Origin of the sequence: Methylobacterium sp., from assembly GCF_028290105.1 — a bacterium.
Lineage (GTDB): Bacteria > Pseudomonadota > Alphaproteobacteria > Rhizobiales > Beijerinckiaceae > Methylobacterium.
The window spans coordinates 1-14,073 of sequence record NZ_JAQGKL010000033.1 but is presented as its reverse complement, the minus strand read 5'-3'; the positions used below and the strand labels follow the sequence as shown (position 1 = coordinate 14,073).

The window sequence follows — 14,073 nt, the reverse complement described above, 5'->3', positions numbered from 1 at the left end:
CACAAGAGCGCGGCGGCTCGGGAACGCGCCTCAGCCGGCGATTTCCTTGGCGGCCGTGAGCATGTCCTTCATCGCGTCGGCGGCCGCCTGGTAGGCGGGCGTCCCGACATCCCAGTTGCTCGCCTTGAGCGCCTCGATCATGCGGCCCGCTTCCGTGAGCGCACGGGTCTCGGCGGCGCTGAAGCGGCCGAAGGCCGGGTGCGAAGCCGGGGCGGTGCCGGCGAGGCGCTGGCTAATGCTGTCGCCCACCTTGCCGGTGAGGGTCGCCACCGCGGAGTCCGGCTGGGCGAGGCCGACAAGGATGCGCGCGAGCTTGCGCTTCCAGGCGCCGACATCGGCGGGCAGGCGGACGAGGGCGTAGACCGGCACCTGGCGCGCGCCCGTGTCGAGGGCGGTCTGGCCGACGGCCTCGGCGCGGACGAGGCGGTTGGTGATCTTCTCGATCTCTTCGTGGGTCTTGGCGGCCTTGGCGGCGATGCTCTGGACGCTCGTCGAGATCTCGCCGGTGGCGGCGCGCTGCTGGCTCAGCATCTGCGAGATGGCCTGGTTCAGGTCGCTCGCATGGGCGATGCGCGCGTTGGTGTCGGCGATGCGCTGCTCGAGATGATCGACGATGGAGCGGCCGGAGGTGACGGCGTTGCGGCTTTCGCCGACGGCGTCCGAGATGGTGCCCATCTCGGAGGTCAGCGTGCTGAGCAGGCCCCGGATCTCGCCCGTCGACTTGGCGGTCTGGGCCGAGAGCGCCTTGACCTCGGCGGCGACCACGGCGAAGCCGCGTCCCGCCTCGCCGGCCCGCGCCGCTTCGATCGTAGCGTTGAGGGCGAGCAGGTTGGTCTGCGCCGAGATCGCCGCGATCGCCGTCGCCATCACCTCGATCTGCGCGATGGCGCGTTCCAGCACCACCACCCGATCCGCGATCTGGCCGGTGCGCAGGTCGATCTCGTGCATCGCCGCGCGCGCTTCCTGCGCGTCGCCGATGCAGGATTGCATGGCGGTGAGGGCGTCCTGCGCCACCGTGACGACCGTGTCCGAGGTCTGGGCGACTTCCGCCACCGAGGCGGCCATCTCCTCCGTGGCGCCCGCGATGGTCTGGGTGGCCCGTGCCACCTCGCCGACGTCGTAGGTCATCCAGCCGGTGTTGGTGGCGGCCTCCGAGGCTTCGCGCGCCACGGCGGCCGTGCTGCCGAGGCTGCGCAGGAGGTCCGCCTCGCGTCCGGCGTGGAGGCCCTCGAGGGCGCTCCGCAGCGGGCCGGCGGGCAGGTCGACGGCGTTCAGGTCCTGGCTCGCCATCAGGGCATCGACGGCCTTCGCCAGCCGGGCCTCGTCGGCGGGTGCGCTGTGACCCGACACGACCGCCACCGGCGGCTGCTTCTTTTCGGATCGGGCGAAGGAAAGTCCGAGCATCGATGGTGATCCCAACAGGCGTTTGCACAATGCCTACGCTCCCAAGATTAATGCACCCTTATGGATGTCGACTTTGGAGCGAACAGTTCTTTCGTGGACATCGCCAACAGCCTTCGCCCGGGGGACATCACTGCAGCAGTCTCCACGTCGTCCACAACCGGTACGTCGTGAAGCAGCAACCGCCGATATTGAACGCCCAGACCCGATTACGAAACCTGCGCAACTCAAGATTGTGATGGATACTGCATTCATTCGGATGACAAAGATCAGTCCCGGACGGTCGCGCGGGCAGCAAACGCAGAGTGTCCTGAAGTATCGGCATCGACGGTCTTGGCGCCGGGGCAACGCGGCGGAGCGGTCCACGACGCGTCCCACGGGCGGCATGCGGCCCTAAGCCCCGACCCCTCGAGGGCACGCAGGGCGGCTCCGGCGATTCACCCCAGGCGAAGGCCGGACCGACCGGCCGCCACCAGACCCGGAGCCCGATGTGACCGCAGCGACGAATCCCGTCCCGATCCTGCCCCTCGCCGATGGACGCGCGATCCCGCAACTGGGTTTCGGCGTCTACCAATTGGCCGACGCGCAAGCCCCCGAGATCGTGGCCCAAGCGATCGAGACCGGCTACCGCTCCATCGACACGGCCGCGATCTACGGCAACGAGGCCGGGGTCGGCCGGGCGCTACGCTCCAGCGTCGTGTCCCGCAGCGATCTCTTCGTGACGACGAAGCTCTGGAACGAGCGCCAGGGCTTCGACGAGACCCTGCGCGCGTTCGACGAGAGCCTCGCCGCGCTCGGCCTCGACGACGTCGATCTCTACCTGATCCACTGGCCCTGCCCGGACCGGGGCCGCTATCTCGAGACCTGGAAGGCATTCATCCGGCTGAAGGAGGAGGGCCGGGTCAAATCCATCGGCGTGTCGAACTTCCAGCCCGAGCACCTCGACCGGATCATCGGCGAGACCGGAATGGTGCCGGTGGTCAACCAGATCGAGTTGCATCCGCGCTTCCAGCAGCACGCCCTTCGCGCCGTCCATGCCCGACACGGCATCCTCACGGAATCCTGGAGCCCCCTCGGCCAAGGCAAGGAACTCGACGACCCCGTCCTGGCCCGGATCGCCCGAAGCCACGGGCGGACGCCGGCACAGGTGGTCCTGCGCTGGCACATCGAGAGCGGGCTGGTGGTGATCCCCAAGACCGCGACCCCGGCCCGCATCGCCGAGAATTTCGATCTGTTCGGATTCGGCCTGACGGCTGAAGATCACGCCGCGATTGCCGGCCTCGACAAGTCCGACGGCCGGATCGGGCCAGACCCGGCCACGTTCGGGTAAAACGCACCCCGTCGCGCCATCGATGGCATGAGGGGGTTTTGGGCCGGCCGGTCGCCGGGATCAGGCGGAGCGGGACAGCGGGACCTCGCGCGGGCCGATCATCTCGGCCTTGCGCTCCAGCAGGGTCGGGGGCGGCACCGGGGCCTCGATGGTGCAGATCACCCCGGCGGCGGCGAAGTGCAGCTGGACCTCGCCGTCGAGTTCGCGGGCGAGGCTGCGCTCGATCAGGCGGGAGCCGAAGCCCGTCCGGGTCGGCGGCGCGACGGGCGGCCCGCCGGCCTCGGCCCAGCGCAGGAGCAGGCGCGTCTCCGGCTCGCGGCTGATCGTCCAGGTGATGGCGACCGTGCCGCCCTCCTGCGAGAGGGCGCCGTACTTCACCGCGTTGGTGCCGAGTTCGTGCAGCGCCATGGCGATGGAGAGCGCGAGGCGCGGCGGCAGCCGCAGGGCCGGGCCCGAGACGATGAAGCGGGAGCGCTGGCCCTCCGTGGCATCGAGCGGCGCGATGGCGTCGGCGACGACGTTGCCGAGTTCCGCGCCGTCCCAGCTTTCCCGCGTCAGCACGTTGTGGACCCGCGCCAGCGCCAGCAGGCGCGCCTCGAAGGCCGCGCGGGCGGCCGAGGCCTCCGGTCCTTCGAGGCGGCGCAGGGACTGGCCGGCGATGGATTGCACCGTCGCCAGGGTGTTCTTCACCCGGTGGTTCAGCTCGTGGATCAGCAATTGCTGATGCTCGGCGGCGCGCTTGGCGTCGGTGATGTCGACGTTGCAGCCGGTATAGCCGAGGAAGTTGCCGGTATCGTCGGTCCGCGGCACGCCCTCGCAGCGCAGCCAGCGCACGATGCCGTCCCGGTCGATCACCCGCACATCCGCCTGGAAGGGCGTGCGCGACGCGAAGGCGTTGCGAAACAGGGTCGTGAAGCTCTCCAGATCCTCCGGAAAGATGATCCGGCGCCAATCCTCCCCGGTCAGCACGGCGGCGGTGTCGACGCCGAACAGGTGGTCGAAATGCATGTTGGCGAAGCTGATCCGGGCAGCCTCGTCGGTCATCCAGATCAGGGCCGGCGCGGAATCGGCCATGTGCCGGAAGCGCGCCTCGCTTTCCCGAAGGGCGCTCAGGCCGCGCTCCGTCTCGGCGAGCGCCCGGTCGCGCTCGTCGCTGCGGGTGCGCAGGCGCAGCGAGGCATCCGCCAGCACGTCGCCGAGGCGCCGGATCTCCTGGATCGGCGAGGTGATGCGGGGGATCGCCTCGCCGCGCGCCAGGGCGGGGCCGGTCGCCGCGAGCCGCCTCAGGGGCTGGGAGACACGCGACCACAGGTGCACCGCGAGGATGGAGGAGGTCGCCATCACCAGGAGGCCGAAACCGCAGAAGGCCCAGATCCACTTGCGCAGGCGCGCATCCACCAGGCCCTGCGGGATGACGGCGACGGCCGTCCAGCCCGTGAGGCGCGAGCGGGCCTCCACCACCGTGACGGGCTTCATCTGCCGGTCCTTGCCCTCCCAGACCCCCGGTGTCGCGGTCTGGTGCTGGCGCAACGTCGCGAGACGCGGCGTGCCGATGATCGATTCGAGCTTCGGCACCCGGGCGAGGACGAGGCCATCGCGGTCCGAGAGCCCGGTGGACCAGCCCTCGACGCTTTCACGCCCGACCAGGGCCTCGAGGCGGCTGAGCGGAACCGTGAAGCTGATGATCGAGCCCACGCCGCTTTCGCCGAGCACCGGAACGGCGACGACGTAGCTGGCATCTTCCGGCTTCATGCCCTTGATGAAGCCGGAGATCATCGCCCGCTGCCCGCCCGAGGCCAGATCGCGGTCGATGGGCAAGGGGCTGCGCGGCAGCGGCGCCCCGCGCGGGACGGCGGTGTTGATGAGTTGCTGGCCGTCCGGCCGGCGCAGGAGTAGATCGAGGCCGACCGCATCGCGGACCAGCCGGGCCTGGGCATCGAAGCTGTCGAGTTCGTTGTCCTTGAGGCGCGGCGAGGTCGCGAGCGTCTGCAGGACCGAGACGAGGCCCGCGGTGTCCCGGTCCACCGAGAGGGCGATGCCCCGGACGGTCTCCCGGGCATCCTGCTCGAACCGGGCCCGCTCCGTACCCGCATAGCGCACGAGGAGAATGCCGGTGAAGATCAGCCCCGGCCCGATCAGCGCGATCACGAGCGCCACGAGATAGATCTGCGTCGACAACCCGTGCTGGCGGATGCGGGCGATGGCGCGCACCAGGGGCGCATGGCGCCACCACCAGCGCCAGCCCACCGTCTCGCCCAGGATCTTCTTTCGCTCGGGCTCGCTCATGGCCGGTCGATATGGCCGAGGTCGCGTTCCGGCGCGAGGCGGTCGCGCACGCGCTGCTTCAGGGTCCTCACGTCGGGGAAGCCACCGTCCTCGGTGCGGTCCCAGATGACATCGGCTCCGCACCGGATCACGAAGACCCCGCCGCTGCCCGGAATCAGCGCGACCTCCCCGAGTTCCTCCCGGAACGTCGACAGGAGTTCCTGCGCCATCCATCCCGCCCGCAGGAGCCATTGGCACTGCGTGCAATAGGTGATGGAAACCCGCGGCTTCTCGGGCGATGGGCGTTCGATCTCGTCCATGGGCGGGTAGAGCGGACATTCACCGGGTTGTTGTCAACCTCGTCGTCGGAGGCCGACACGGGCCTCGCCGCCCGGAAATCGCCGTTCCACGGCCGCGCTTTCCACCGGAACACCTTTCGGTGAGCGCCCGACTGACTATCTGTCGCAGGACGCAGGGCCTAAGGCTCACGCGCTGCGAGACCGGTGTTTTTGGGGGAATCACGTCATGCGTTCAGGTGCCGCCATCATCGAACCGGGTTCCGGCCAGGCCTGGTTCGACAGGGCCAAGGCCGTCGTCGCCGTTCTGATGCTTGCCGTCACCCTGGGCGGCTGCGGCGCGATCAATCGGGTACCGACCCTGGAGGAGCGCGCGAAATCCTCGTGGAGCGAAGTGCAGAACCAGTACCAGCGCCGCGCCGACCTGATCCCGAACCTGGTGGAGACGGTGAAGGGCTACGCCCAGCAGGAAAAGGATGTGCTGATCGGCGTCACCGAGGCACGCGCCAAGGCCAGCAGCGTCAAGGTCGATGCCTCGACGGTGAGCGATCCTCAGAAGTTCAAGGAATTCCAAGACGCACAGAACCAGCTCTCCGGCGCGCTGGGCCGACTCCTCGTCACCGTGGAGCGTTACCCGGACCTGAAATCCAACCAGAACTTCCTGGCGCTGCAATCGCAACTGGAAGGAACCGAGAACCGGATCGCGGTGGCGCGCCGCGACTACATCGGGGCGGTTCAGGAATACAACACCGAGGTCCGCACCATCCCGGGCCGCTGGATCGCCGCCTGGTTCTACCCGGACGCCAAGCCGATGGAGACCTTCACGGCGACGCCCAACGCCGACCGGCCGCCGAACGTGAAGTTCTAGTCCGCCGTGCGGAATCCCGTCGCGGTTCGCGATCGGCTCGTGTCGGGGCCCCAGGTGCGCCTCGGATTCCTGGTCGCCCTCTTCCTGGCGCTCGCGAGCTTCGCGGCCGGGGCCGACGAGCCGAGCTTCCCAGCCCTCTCAGGCCGCGTGGTCGATGCCGCCGGCATCCTGAAGCCGGAGGAACGGGCGAGCCTCGAGGCGAAACTGAAGGCCTACGAGGAGAAGACGTCCGATCAGGTGGTCGTCGCCACGATCCCGAGCCTGCAGGACCGGACGGTGGAGGATTACGCCAACCGCCTGTTCCGCGCCTGGAAGCTCGGTCAGGCCAAGACCAACAACGGCGCGTTGCTGCTGGTGGCGCCGAACGAACGCAAGGTCCGGATCGAGGTCGGGTACGGCCTCGAAGGCGCGCTCACGGATGCCCTCTCGAAGGTCATCATCACCACGGCGATCGCCCCACGCTTCAAGACCGGCGACTATGCCGGCGGCATCAATGCCGGCGTGGACGCGATGCTGTCGATCCTGGCCGGCGACGCGGAGGAATGGCAGCGCAGGGGCAAGGTGCGCAGCGACGAGGCCGACCCCGGGCAGGTCATCGTCTTCATCATCCTGTTCTTCATCATCGTTCTCGTCGTCTACCGGATGAACCGGGGCGGACGCGGGGGCGGGGGCTTCGTCATCCTGCCCGGGCCGTCCTCGGGCGGCTGGAGCGGCGGCGTCTCCGGCGGGTTCGACGGGGGCGGATTTTCCGGCGGCGGCGGCTCGTCGGGCGGCGGAGGAGCCTCGGGTGACTGGTAATGCGTCCGATCTCCTCGGCGGGGACGCCTGCGCGCGCATCGCCCAAGCGATCGCGCGGGCCGAGGCCGAGACAGCCGGCGAGATCGTCGTGCTCGTGGCGGCCCGGGCGGGCGTCTACCGCTCGGCGCCGCTCCTGCTCGCCCTGGCCTGCGGCCTCGCGGTGCCCTGGCCGCTCATTCTCCTGACACCCTGGAGCGCCGCCTCGATCGCGCTCGCCCAGGCCGCACTGGTGGCCCTGGTGCTCCTGGCGTTTTCGCATCCCCGGGCGCGCCTCGCCCTCGTGCCGCGCGCAATCCGGCGCGCGCGAGCCCACGAGGCGGCCCTGCGCGAGTTCACCACGCGTGGGTTGACCGGGACGCGAGGGCGCACCGGTATCCTCATCTATGTGGCGAAGGCCGAAGGCCATGCGGAGATTGTCGCCGACCGGGGCGTTGCTTCCCGCGTTTCCGCGGTAGCCTGGTCGGAGGCCATCGAAACCCTGCTCGCGGCGCTGCGCCGGGGGGACGCGGAAGGTGGCCTGATCGCGGCGGTCCAGGCGGTCGGGGCCATCCTCGCCCGCGAACTCCCCCCGGAGGCGGTGCCCGTGGACGCACTCCCGAACCGCGTCATCCTCGTCGGCTGAGGCGCGCGCCAGGAGCGATCGGCGGTAACAAAGGCGAAATTTGTTATTCAAACAGGGGTGTTCGGGTGCAACACGGCTCTGGCCCTTCGGCAAAATTCGCGCCACAAGGGGCTTGACGATCTGCCATCAAGGACAGGTCGCTGGAGCGAGACGTCATGAGTGCGATTACGAAGCACGGGCCCTGGGCCCTTGTGGGAGCGTTGGGCGCCGCCGCCCTCGCCATCGTCGCGACCACGCGGGGCGAGACCGTCAACGCCCTCTGGATCGTGGTGGCCGCGGTCTGCGTGTACCTGATCGCGTATCGCTACTACTCGCTCTTCATCTCCGAGAAGGTGATGCAGCTCGACGAGCGGCGCCAGACGCCCGCCCACCGGCACAATGACGGTCTCGACTACGTCCCCACCAACCGCAACGTCCTGTTCGGGCACCACTTCGCCGCCATCGCGGGCGCGGGCCCGCTCGTCGGCCCCGTGCTCGCCGCCCAGATGGGCTACCTGCCGGGCCTGCTCTGGATCCTGGCCGGCGTCGTGCTGGCGGGCGCGGTTCAGGACTTCATGGTCCTCTTCATCTCGATGCGCCGCGACGGCCGCTCGCTCGGTGAGCTGATCCGCTCCGAACTCGGGACGATCCCGGGCGTCATCGCGTTGTTCGGCACCTTCATGATCATGGTGATCCTGCTCGCCGTGCTGGCGATGATCGTGGTCAAGGCCCTGGCAGAGAGCCCCTGGGGCACCTTCACGGTGGCCGCCACCATTCCGATCGCCATGCTCATGGGCCTCTACGCCCGCTACATCCGTCCCGGTAAGGTCGGCGAGGTCTCCATCATCGGCTTCGTGCTGCTGATGCTCGCCATCGTCTACGGCGGCAACGTCGCGGCCGACCCGTACTGGGGGCCCGCCTTCACCTTCACCGGCACGCAGCTGTGCTGGCTTCTGATCGGCTACGGCTTCATCGCCTCGATCCTACCCGTCTGGCTCCTGCTCGCCCCGCGCGACTACCTCTCGACCTTCCTCAAGATCGGCACCATCATCGGCCTCGCGCTGGGCATCGCGTACGTCGCCCCGCACATGCAGATGCCGGCCGTGACCAAGTTCGTGGACGGCAGCGGGCCGGTCTGGGCCGGGTCGCTGTTCCCGTTCCTGTTCATCACCATCGCCTGCGGCGCGGTCTCGGGCTTCCACGCCCTGATCTCCTCGGGCACCACCCCGAAGCTCATCGACCGTGAGAGCGACGCGCGCTTCATCGGGTACGGCGGCATGCTCATGGAGAGCTTCGTGGCCGTGATGGCCCTGGTCTCGGCCAGCGTCATCGAGCCGGGCATCTACTTCACGATGAACTCGCCCGCCGCCCTCGTCGGCACCACCCCGGAGAGCGCGGCCGCCGCGGTCACCAAGCTCGACCCGGCCTTCACGATCTCGCCGGAGCAGATCGCCCAGACGGCCAAGGACGTCGGCGAGACCTCGATCATCTCCCGCGCCGGCGGCGCGCCGACCCTGGCGGTCGGCATGGCGCACATCATCTCCTCGGCCATCGGCGGCAAGGGCATGATGGCGTTCTGGTACCACTTCGCCATCCTGTTCGAGGCGCTGTTCATCCTGACCGCGGTGGATGCGGGCACACGGGCCGGGCGCTTCATGCTGCAGGACCTGCTCGGCCTCGTTTCGCCGCGCTTCAAGGACACCACCGCCTGGGTGCCCAGCATCCTGGCCACCGCGCTCTGCGTCGGCGCCTGGGGCTACTTCCTCTACCAGGGCGTCACCGATCCGCTCGGCGGCATCTACACCCTGTGGCCGCTCTTCGGCATCTCGAACCAGATGCTGGCCGCCGTGGCCCTGACCCTCGCCACCGTCGTGATCTTCAAGATGAAGCGTGAGCGCTACGCCTTCGTCACGATCATCCCGACCGTGTGGCTCTGCATCTGCACGCTCACCGCCGGCTGGCAGAAGATCTTCTCGGCCGACCCGAAGATCGGCTTCCTCTCGCACGCCGACCGGTTCTCGGCGGCGATCGCTGAGGGCAAGGTCCTGGGCCCGGCCAAGAACATGGCCGACATGCACAAGATCGTCTTCAACGACCGGATCGACGCCGCGCTCGCGGTGATGTTCGTCGGCCTCGTCGTCGCCATCGCGGTCTTCGGCATCATGGCCTGCGTGAAGGCCTATCGCGCCGACCGCTGGACCGCCCTGGAGAGCGGCGGCCCCCTGGCCGTCCCGGCGGAGTAGGCACCATGGCGCTGTCGTCGACGGAATTGCGGGACCGTCTCAAGACCTTCTCGAAATGCGTCTGCGACGGCGCCCGCCTCATGGTGGGGCAGGGCGACTACGAGGCCTATGCCGCCCATATCCGCCGCACGCACGCGGACCAGGAGCCGATGAGCGAGCGGGAGTTCTTCCGGAACCGGGAGAACGCCCGCTTCGGCGTCGGCAACCGCAGCGGCTTTCGCTGCTGCTGAGACGCCCGGCGCCCGCCCTCACCGGGCGGTCGTGGCGCTCTGTCGCACGAATTCTTTATTCATCGAGAAACAAACCCTCCGCATACCGGGCCGATGCGGCGCCGCACCACGGCTGCGCACTGGTATGACCTGTGCGACCACTTGATGGGTCGACGGTGGAGACGGCATGGGTCTCGTTCAGTACGCCCTCAAGTTCCGCATCACGATCTACGTGCTCGCCGTGCTGATGATGCTCGGCGGCGCGGCGGCGGTCGTGGTCGCGCCGAAAGACGTGCTGCCCACCGTGGACATCCCGGTCGTGGTGGTGGTGTGGACCTATAACGGCCTCTCGACCTCCGAGATGGAGCGTCGGATCACCACCTACGCCGAGTTCTCGCTCTCCAACAACGTCAACAACATCGCCCGGATGGAATCGACGACCCTGCAGGGTACGGCGATCCAGAAGATCTATTTCGACGGGTCGGTGAGCATCGATCTCGCCATCGCCCAGGTCGTCTCGGCGATGAACTCGATCCGCGCGACGATGCCGCCCGGCGTGCAGCCGCCCATTGTCCTGCGCTTCTCGGCTTCCTCCGTCCCGGTGATCCAGCTCGCGCTCTCCTCCGACCGCGAGAGCCTGACCAAGGTCTTCGACTACGCCCAGTACCGCATCCGCCAGCGCCTGACGCAGGTTCCGGGCTCGACCCTGCCGTCGCCCTTCGGTGGCACCCCGCGCCAGATCATGGTCGATCTCGACCTGCACGCCCTGCAGGCCCTCGGGCTCACGGCGCTCGACGTCACCAATGCGGTCACCGCCCAGAACCTCACCATCCCCTCGGGCCTCGCCAAGATCGGCGAGCAGCAATACCCGATCCAGCTCAACGCCTCGCCCGAGGCCATCGACGCCCTGAACCAGATCCCGATCAAGGTCGTGGGCGGCCAGCCGATCCTGGTGCGCGACGTCGCCTATGTCCGCGACGGCGGTCCGCCGCAGGTCAACATCGTGCGCGCCGACGGCCTGCACTCGGTGCTGATGCGCATCTTCAAGAACGGCACCGCCTCGACCCTCGACGTGGTCAACAACGTCAAGAAGGCCCTGCCCGAGATCCAGGCGGCGGCGCCGGAAGGCATGAGCCTGACCTCGCTGTTCGATCAGTCGGTCTTCGTCTCGGCGGCCATCGAGGGCGTGATCCACGAGGCCGTCATCGCGGCGGGTCTCACCGGGCTGACGATCCTGCTCTTCCTCGGCTCCTGGCGCTCCACCATCGTGGTGCTGGTCTCGATCCCGCTCTCGATCCTGACCTCGCTCGCGATCCTGGCGGTGCTCGGGGAGACCATCAACGTGATGACGCTGGGCGGCCTCGCCCTGGCGGTCGGCATCCTCGTGGACGACGCCACCGTCGCCATCGAGAACACCTACCGGCTGTTCGAGGAGGGCGAGCCCTTCCGCAAGTCGGTGGTGGAGGGCGCCGCCGGCATCGCGAAGCCCGCGCTCATCTCGACGCTGTCGATCTGCGCCGCCTTCGTGTCGGTCTTCGCCCTGACCGACACCCCGAAATACCTGTTCACCCCGCAGGCGCTCGCGGTCGTGTTCGCGATGCTGACCTCCTACGTCCTCTCGCGCACCCTGGTTCCGGTGCTCATCGACGTGCTGGTGGCGCGGGAATACGACGCCAAGCACGGGCAGGGGGCCGAGCCCCGGCGTGGGCGGGTCGCGCGGGCCATGGGCTGGCTCACCAGTCCGGTGTTCCGGCTCGCCGGCTGGTTCGGGCGCGGCTTCGAGAAGCGCTTCGCGCGCTTCCACCGCGGCTATCTCGGCCTGCTGCACGTGGTCATCGCGCGCCGTGCCGCGACGCTGACCCTGGTGGCGCTGGTCTTCGCCACCACGGCCGGGCTGTTCCTGTTCGTCGGCCAGGACTACTTCCCGCAGGTGGCCTCCAGCCAGATGACCCTGCACCTGCGGACCCGGCCCGGCATGCGCATCGAGACCGCCGAGCAGGTCTTCGCCCAGGTCGAGAACGTGGTCCGAGAGGTCATCCCCGAGGGCGAACTCGATCAGATCCTCGACAATATCGGCCTGCCGGCGAACAACTACAATTTCGCCTTCTCCGACGGGTCGTTCGTCGCCTACAACGACGGCCAGATGCTCATCAACCTGAAGGAGGGCCACGGGTCGGTGGCGAACTACACCAAGCGCCTGCGCGAAGTGCTACGTGACCGCTTCCCCGACGTGGTGTTCTACTTCCAGCCCTCCGACATCATCACCCAGATCCTGAATTTCGGCACCGTGGCGCAGATCGACATCCAGGTCTCGGGCCGCAACACCGCCAAGGATCTGGAAGTCGCCCAGAACATCGTGCGACGCCTGAAGGCGACGCGGGGCGCCGTCGACGTGCACCTGCACCAGGTCGTCGGCACGCCGCAATTCTTCGTCGATGTCGACCGGCGCCTCGCCTCCGAACTCGGCCTGACGCAGCAGCAGATCGGACAGGGTCTGAACGTCTCGCTCTCGGGCTCCTTCCAGGTCACCCCGAACTTCTGGACCGACCCGAAGACCGGCATCCCCTACCAGCTCTGGGTCCAGACCCCGGAATACCGCAACGATTCGCTGACCGCGCTCCAGAACACGCCGCTCCTCGTCAACGGAGGCTCGGACCAGCCCGGCGTGCTCACCCTGCTCTCCAGCGTCTCGACGATGCGCCGCGAGGGGTCCCAGACGGTGATCAGCCACGTCAACACGCAGCCGACCTTCAACATCTACGCGGCGGTCCAGGACAGCGACCTCGGCTCGGTCGCCCGCGAGATCCGGCAGATCGTCGCCGAGGAGCAGAAGGCCCTGCCGGCTCCGGACAAGATCACGGTGCGGGGCCAGATCGAGAACATGGAATCGGCCTTCTTCCGGCTCCAGGTCGGCCTCGCCATCGCGCTCGTCGCCGTCTACCTGCTGATGGCGGTGAACTTCCAGAGCTGGGGCGACCCCTTCGTGGTTCTGGCCGCCCTGCCGCTCGCCTTCTGCGGCATCGTCGCGAGCCTGTTCATCACCGGGACGACCTTCTCGATCCCTTCCTTGTTCGGCGCCATCATGTCGGTGGGCATCGCATCCGCGAACTCGATCCTGCTGGTGACGTTTGCCAAGGAGCACCGCGAGGCGACGGGGTGCAGCGCGATCGAGGCGGCGCTTCTCGCCGGCGAGACCCGCCTGCGTCCCGTGCTGATGACCGCGAGCGCGATGTTCCTGGGCCTGATCCCCATGGCCCTCGGCACGGGGGAGGGCGGCGAGCAGAACGCCGCGCTCGCCCGCGCGGTGATGGGTGGCATCGCGGTGGGCACGCCCGCCACCCTGCTCTTCGTGCCCTTCCTCTACGCGCTCCTGCGCCGGGGCGCGGTCAAGCCGCTGGAGGATTACGTTTGAGCCGGGACCGAATCGTCGGATCGATCTACAGCGAGAAGGCCTGGGCCGGGATGGGACAGCCGTGACACATCCGACCCGCGATCCCGCCGACATCCCGCATCCGCCCGGCAAGACGCCGTTCCTGCTCGTGGCGGTCGGCGCCATCGGTCTCCTGGCCTGGGGCGGCTACGGCCAGATGGAGCGGCGCGCCGCCGCCGCCGAGACGCAGCGCAAGGTCAACAGCTTCGTGCCGAAGCTGCGCACCGCCGCCGTCGAGCGGGCCGACAAGCCTATTGAGATCACCCTGCCGGGGCAGACCGACGCTTTCGCCAAGGCGGCCCTCTACGCGCGCGCCACCGGCTACATCGCCGAGCGGCGGGTCGACATCGGCAGCCGCGTCCATCGGGGCGACATCCTCCTGCGCATCGCCGCGCCCGACCTCGACCAGCAACTGGCGCAGGCGGAGGCACAGATGGGGCAGATGGAAGCCGCCCTGCTGCAGGCGAGATCCCTGGTTGACCAGGCCAAGGCGAACGTGAATCTTGCCAACGTCACCAACAGCCGCACCTCGACGCTCGCCGGCCAGGGCTGGGCCTCGAAGCAGAACGCCGACAACTCGCAGGCGAGCGTGCTCAGCCAGGGCGCGACCCTCGCCTCCGCCGAGGCCGGCG

11 protein-coding genes are annotated in these 14,073 nt (G+C 68.7%); 8 read left to right on the top strand and 3 right to left on the bottom strand.

From position 1 onward, the window contains the following. Window positions 1-30: 30 nt before the first annotated feature. Window positions 31-1,404 carry a methyl-accepting chemotaxis protein gene (locus tag JWQ05_RS02425; protein WP_299653915.1) on the bottom strand — a complete coding sequence of 458 codons (1,374 nt, stop codon included), beginning with the start codon at window positions 1,402-1,404 and terminating at the stop codon, window positions 31-33. A gap of 487 nt (window positions 1,405-1,891) precedes the next feature. On the opposite strand from JWQ05_RS02425, the gene JWQ05_RS02420 reads away from it, so the two are divergent. Then, window positions 1,892-2,731, top strand: a complete 840-nt coding sequence (locus JWQ05_RS02420) for an aldo/keto reductase (RefSeq protein ID WP_299653913.1) — start codon at window positions 1,892-1,894, stop codon at window positions 2,729-2,731. Window positions 2,732-2,791: 60 nt separating this feature from the next. Here the strand turns inward: JWQ05_RS02420 and JWQ05_RS02415 are convergent, their stop codons facing one another. Then, complete coding sequence (locus JWQ05_RS02415) at window positions 2,792-5,017, bottom strand: HWE histidine kinase domain-containing protein (RefSeq protein WP_299653911.1); 2,226 nt, start codon at window positions 5,015-5,017, stop codon at window positions 2,792-2,794. Further along, window positions 5,014-5,316 (bottom strand): SelT/SelW/SelH family protein, encoded by a 303-nt coding sequence (locus tag JWQ05_RS02410; RefSeq protein ID WP_299653909.1) that lies wholly within the window; start codon window positions 5,314-5,316, stop codon window positions 5,014-5,016. The genes JWQ05_RS02415 and JWQ05_RS02410 overlap by 4 nt, the downstream gene beginning before the upstream one ends. A 286-nt stretch (window positions 5,317-5,602) precedes the next feature. On the opposite strand from JWQ05_RS02410, the gene JWQ05_RS02405 reads away from it, so the two are divergent. From JWQ05_RS02405 to JWQ05_RS02375, 7 genes are all read left to right on the top strand, one after another. Further along, window positions 5,603-6,160, top strand: coding sequence for a LemA family protein (locus JWQ05_RS02405; RefSeq protein WP_299653919.1), 558 nt, complete (start codon window positions 5,603-5,605; stop codon window positions 6,158-6,160). 69 nt (window positions 6,161-6,229) lie between these two features. Further along, complete coding sequence (locus JWQ05_RS02400; protein ID WP_299653917.1) at window positions 6,230-6,958, top strand: YgcG family protein; 729 nt, start codon at window positions 6,230-6,232, stop codon at window positions 6,956-6,958. Then, on the top strand, window positions 6,948-7,580 hold the full coding sequence (locus tag JWQ05_RS02395) for a TPM domain-containing protein (RefSeq protein WP_299653907.1): 633 nt from the start codon (window positions 6,948-6,950) through the stop codon (window positions 7,578-7,580). The genes JWQ05_RS02400 and JWQ05_RS02395 overlap by 11 nt, the downstream gene beginning before the upstream one ends. Window positions 7,581-7,735: 155 nt before the next feature. Continuing rightward, window positions 7,736-9,802, top strand: a complete 2,067-nt coding sequence (locus tag JWQ05_RS02390; protein ID WP_299653905.1) for a carbon starvation CstA family protein — start codon at window positions 7,736-7,738, stop codon at window positions 9,800-9,802. A 5-nt stretch (window positions 9,803-9,807) separates the two neighbouring features. Then, window positions 9,808-10,032, top strand: a complete 225-nt coding sequence (locus JWQ05_RS02385) for a YbdD/YjiX family protein (RefSeq protein WP_056212834.1) — start codon at window positions 9,808-9,810, stop codon at window positions 10,030-10,032. Between the two features lie 166 nt (window positions 10,033-10,198). Further along, window positions 10,199-13,423: an efflux RND transporter permease subunit gene (locus JWQ05_RS02380; protein WP_299653896.1), complete on the top strand. Its 3,225-nt coding sequence runs from the start codon at window positions 10,199-10,201 to the stop codon at window positions 13,421-13,423. A gap of 61 nt (window positions 13,424-13,484) precedes the next feature. Further along, window positions 13,485-14,073: biotin/lipoyl-binding protein (locus JWQ05_RS02375; RefSeq protein ID WP_299653893.1), on the top strand; the 589-nt coding region annotated here is incomplete at its 3' end.

What these genes read in the sequence shown, in the direction of transcription:
- JWQ05_RS02380 (WP_299653896.1), top strand. Translation starts at nt 10,199, where the DNA reads ATGGGTCTCGTTCAGTACGCCCTCAAGTTCCGCATCACGATCTACGTG.
- JWQ05_RS02425 (WP_299653915.1), bottom strand. Translation starts at nt 1,404, where the DNA reads ATGCTCGGACTTTCCTTCGCCCGATCCGAAAAGAAGCAGCCGCCGGTG.
- JWQ05_RS02385 (WP_056212834.1), top strand. Translation starts at nt 9,808, where the DNA reads ATGGCGCTGTCGTCGACGGAATTGCGGGACCGTCTCAAGACCTTCTCG.
- JWQ05_RS02405 (WP_299653919.1), top strand. Translation starts at nt 5,603, where the DNA reads ATGCTTGCCGTCACCCTGGGCGGCTGCGGCGCGATCAATCGGGTACCG.
- JWQ05_RS02390 (WP_299653905.1), top strand. Translation starts at nt 7,736, where the DNA reads ATGAGTGCGATTACGAAGCACGGGCCCTGGGCCCTTGTGGGAGCGTTG.
- JWQ05_RS02410 (WP_299653909.1), bottom strand. Translation starts at nt 5,316, where the DNA reads ATGGACGAGATCGAACGCCCATCGCCCGAGAAGCCGCGGGTTTCCATC.
- JWQ05_RS02415 (WP_299653911.1), bottom strand. Translation starts at nt 5,017, where the DNA reads ATGAGCGAGCCCGAGCGAAAGAAGATCCTGGGCGAGACGGTGGGCTGG.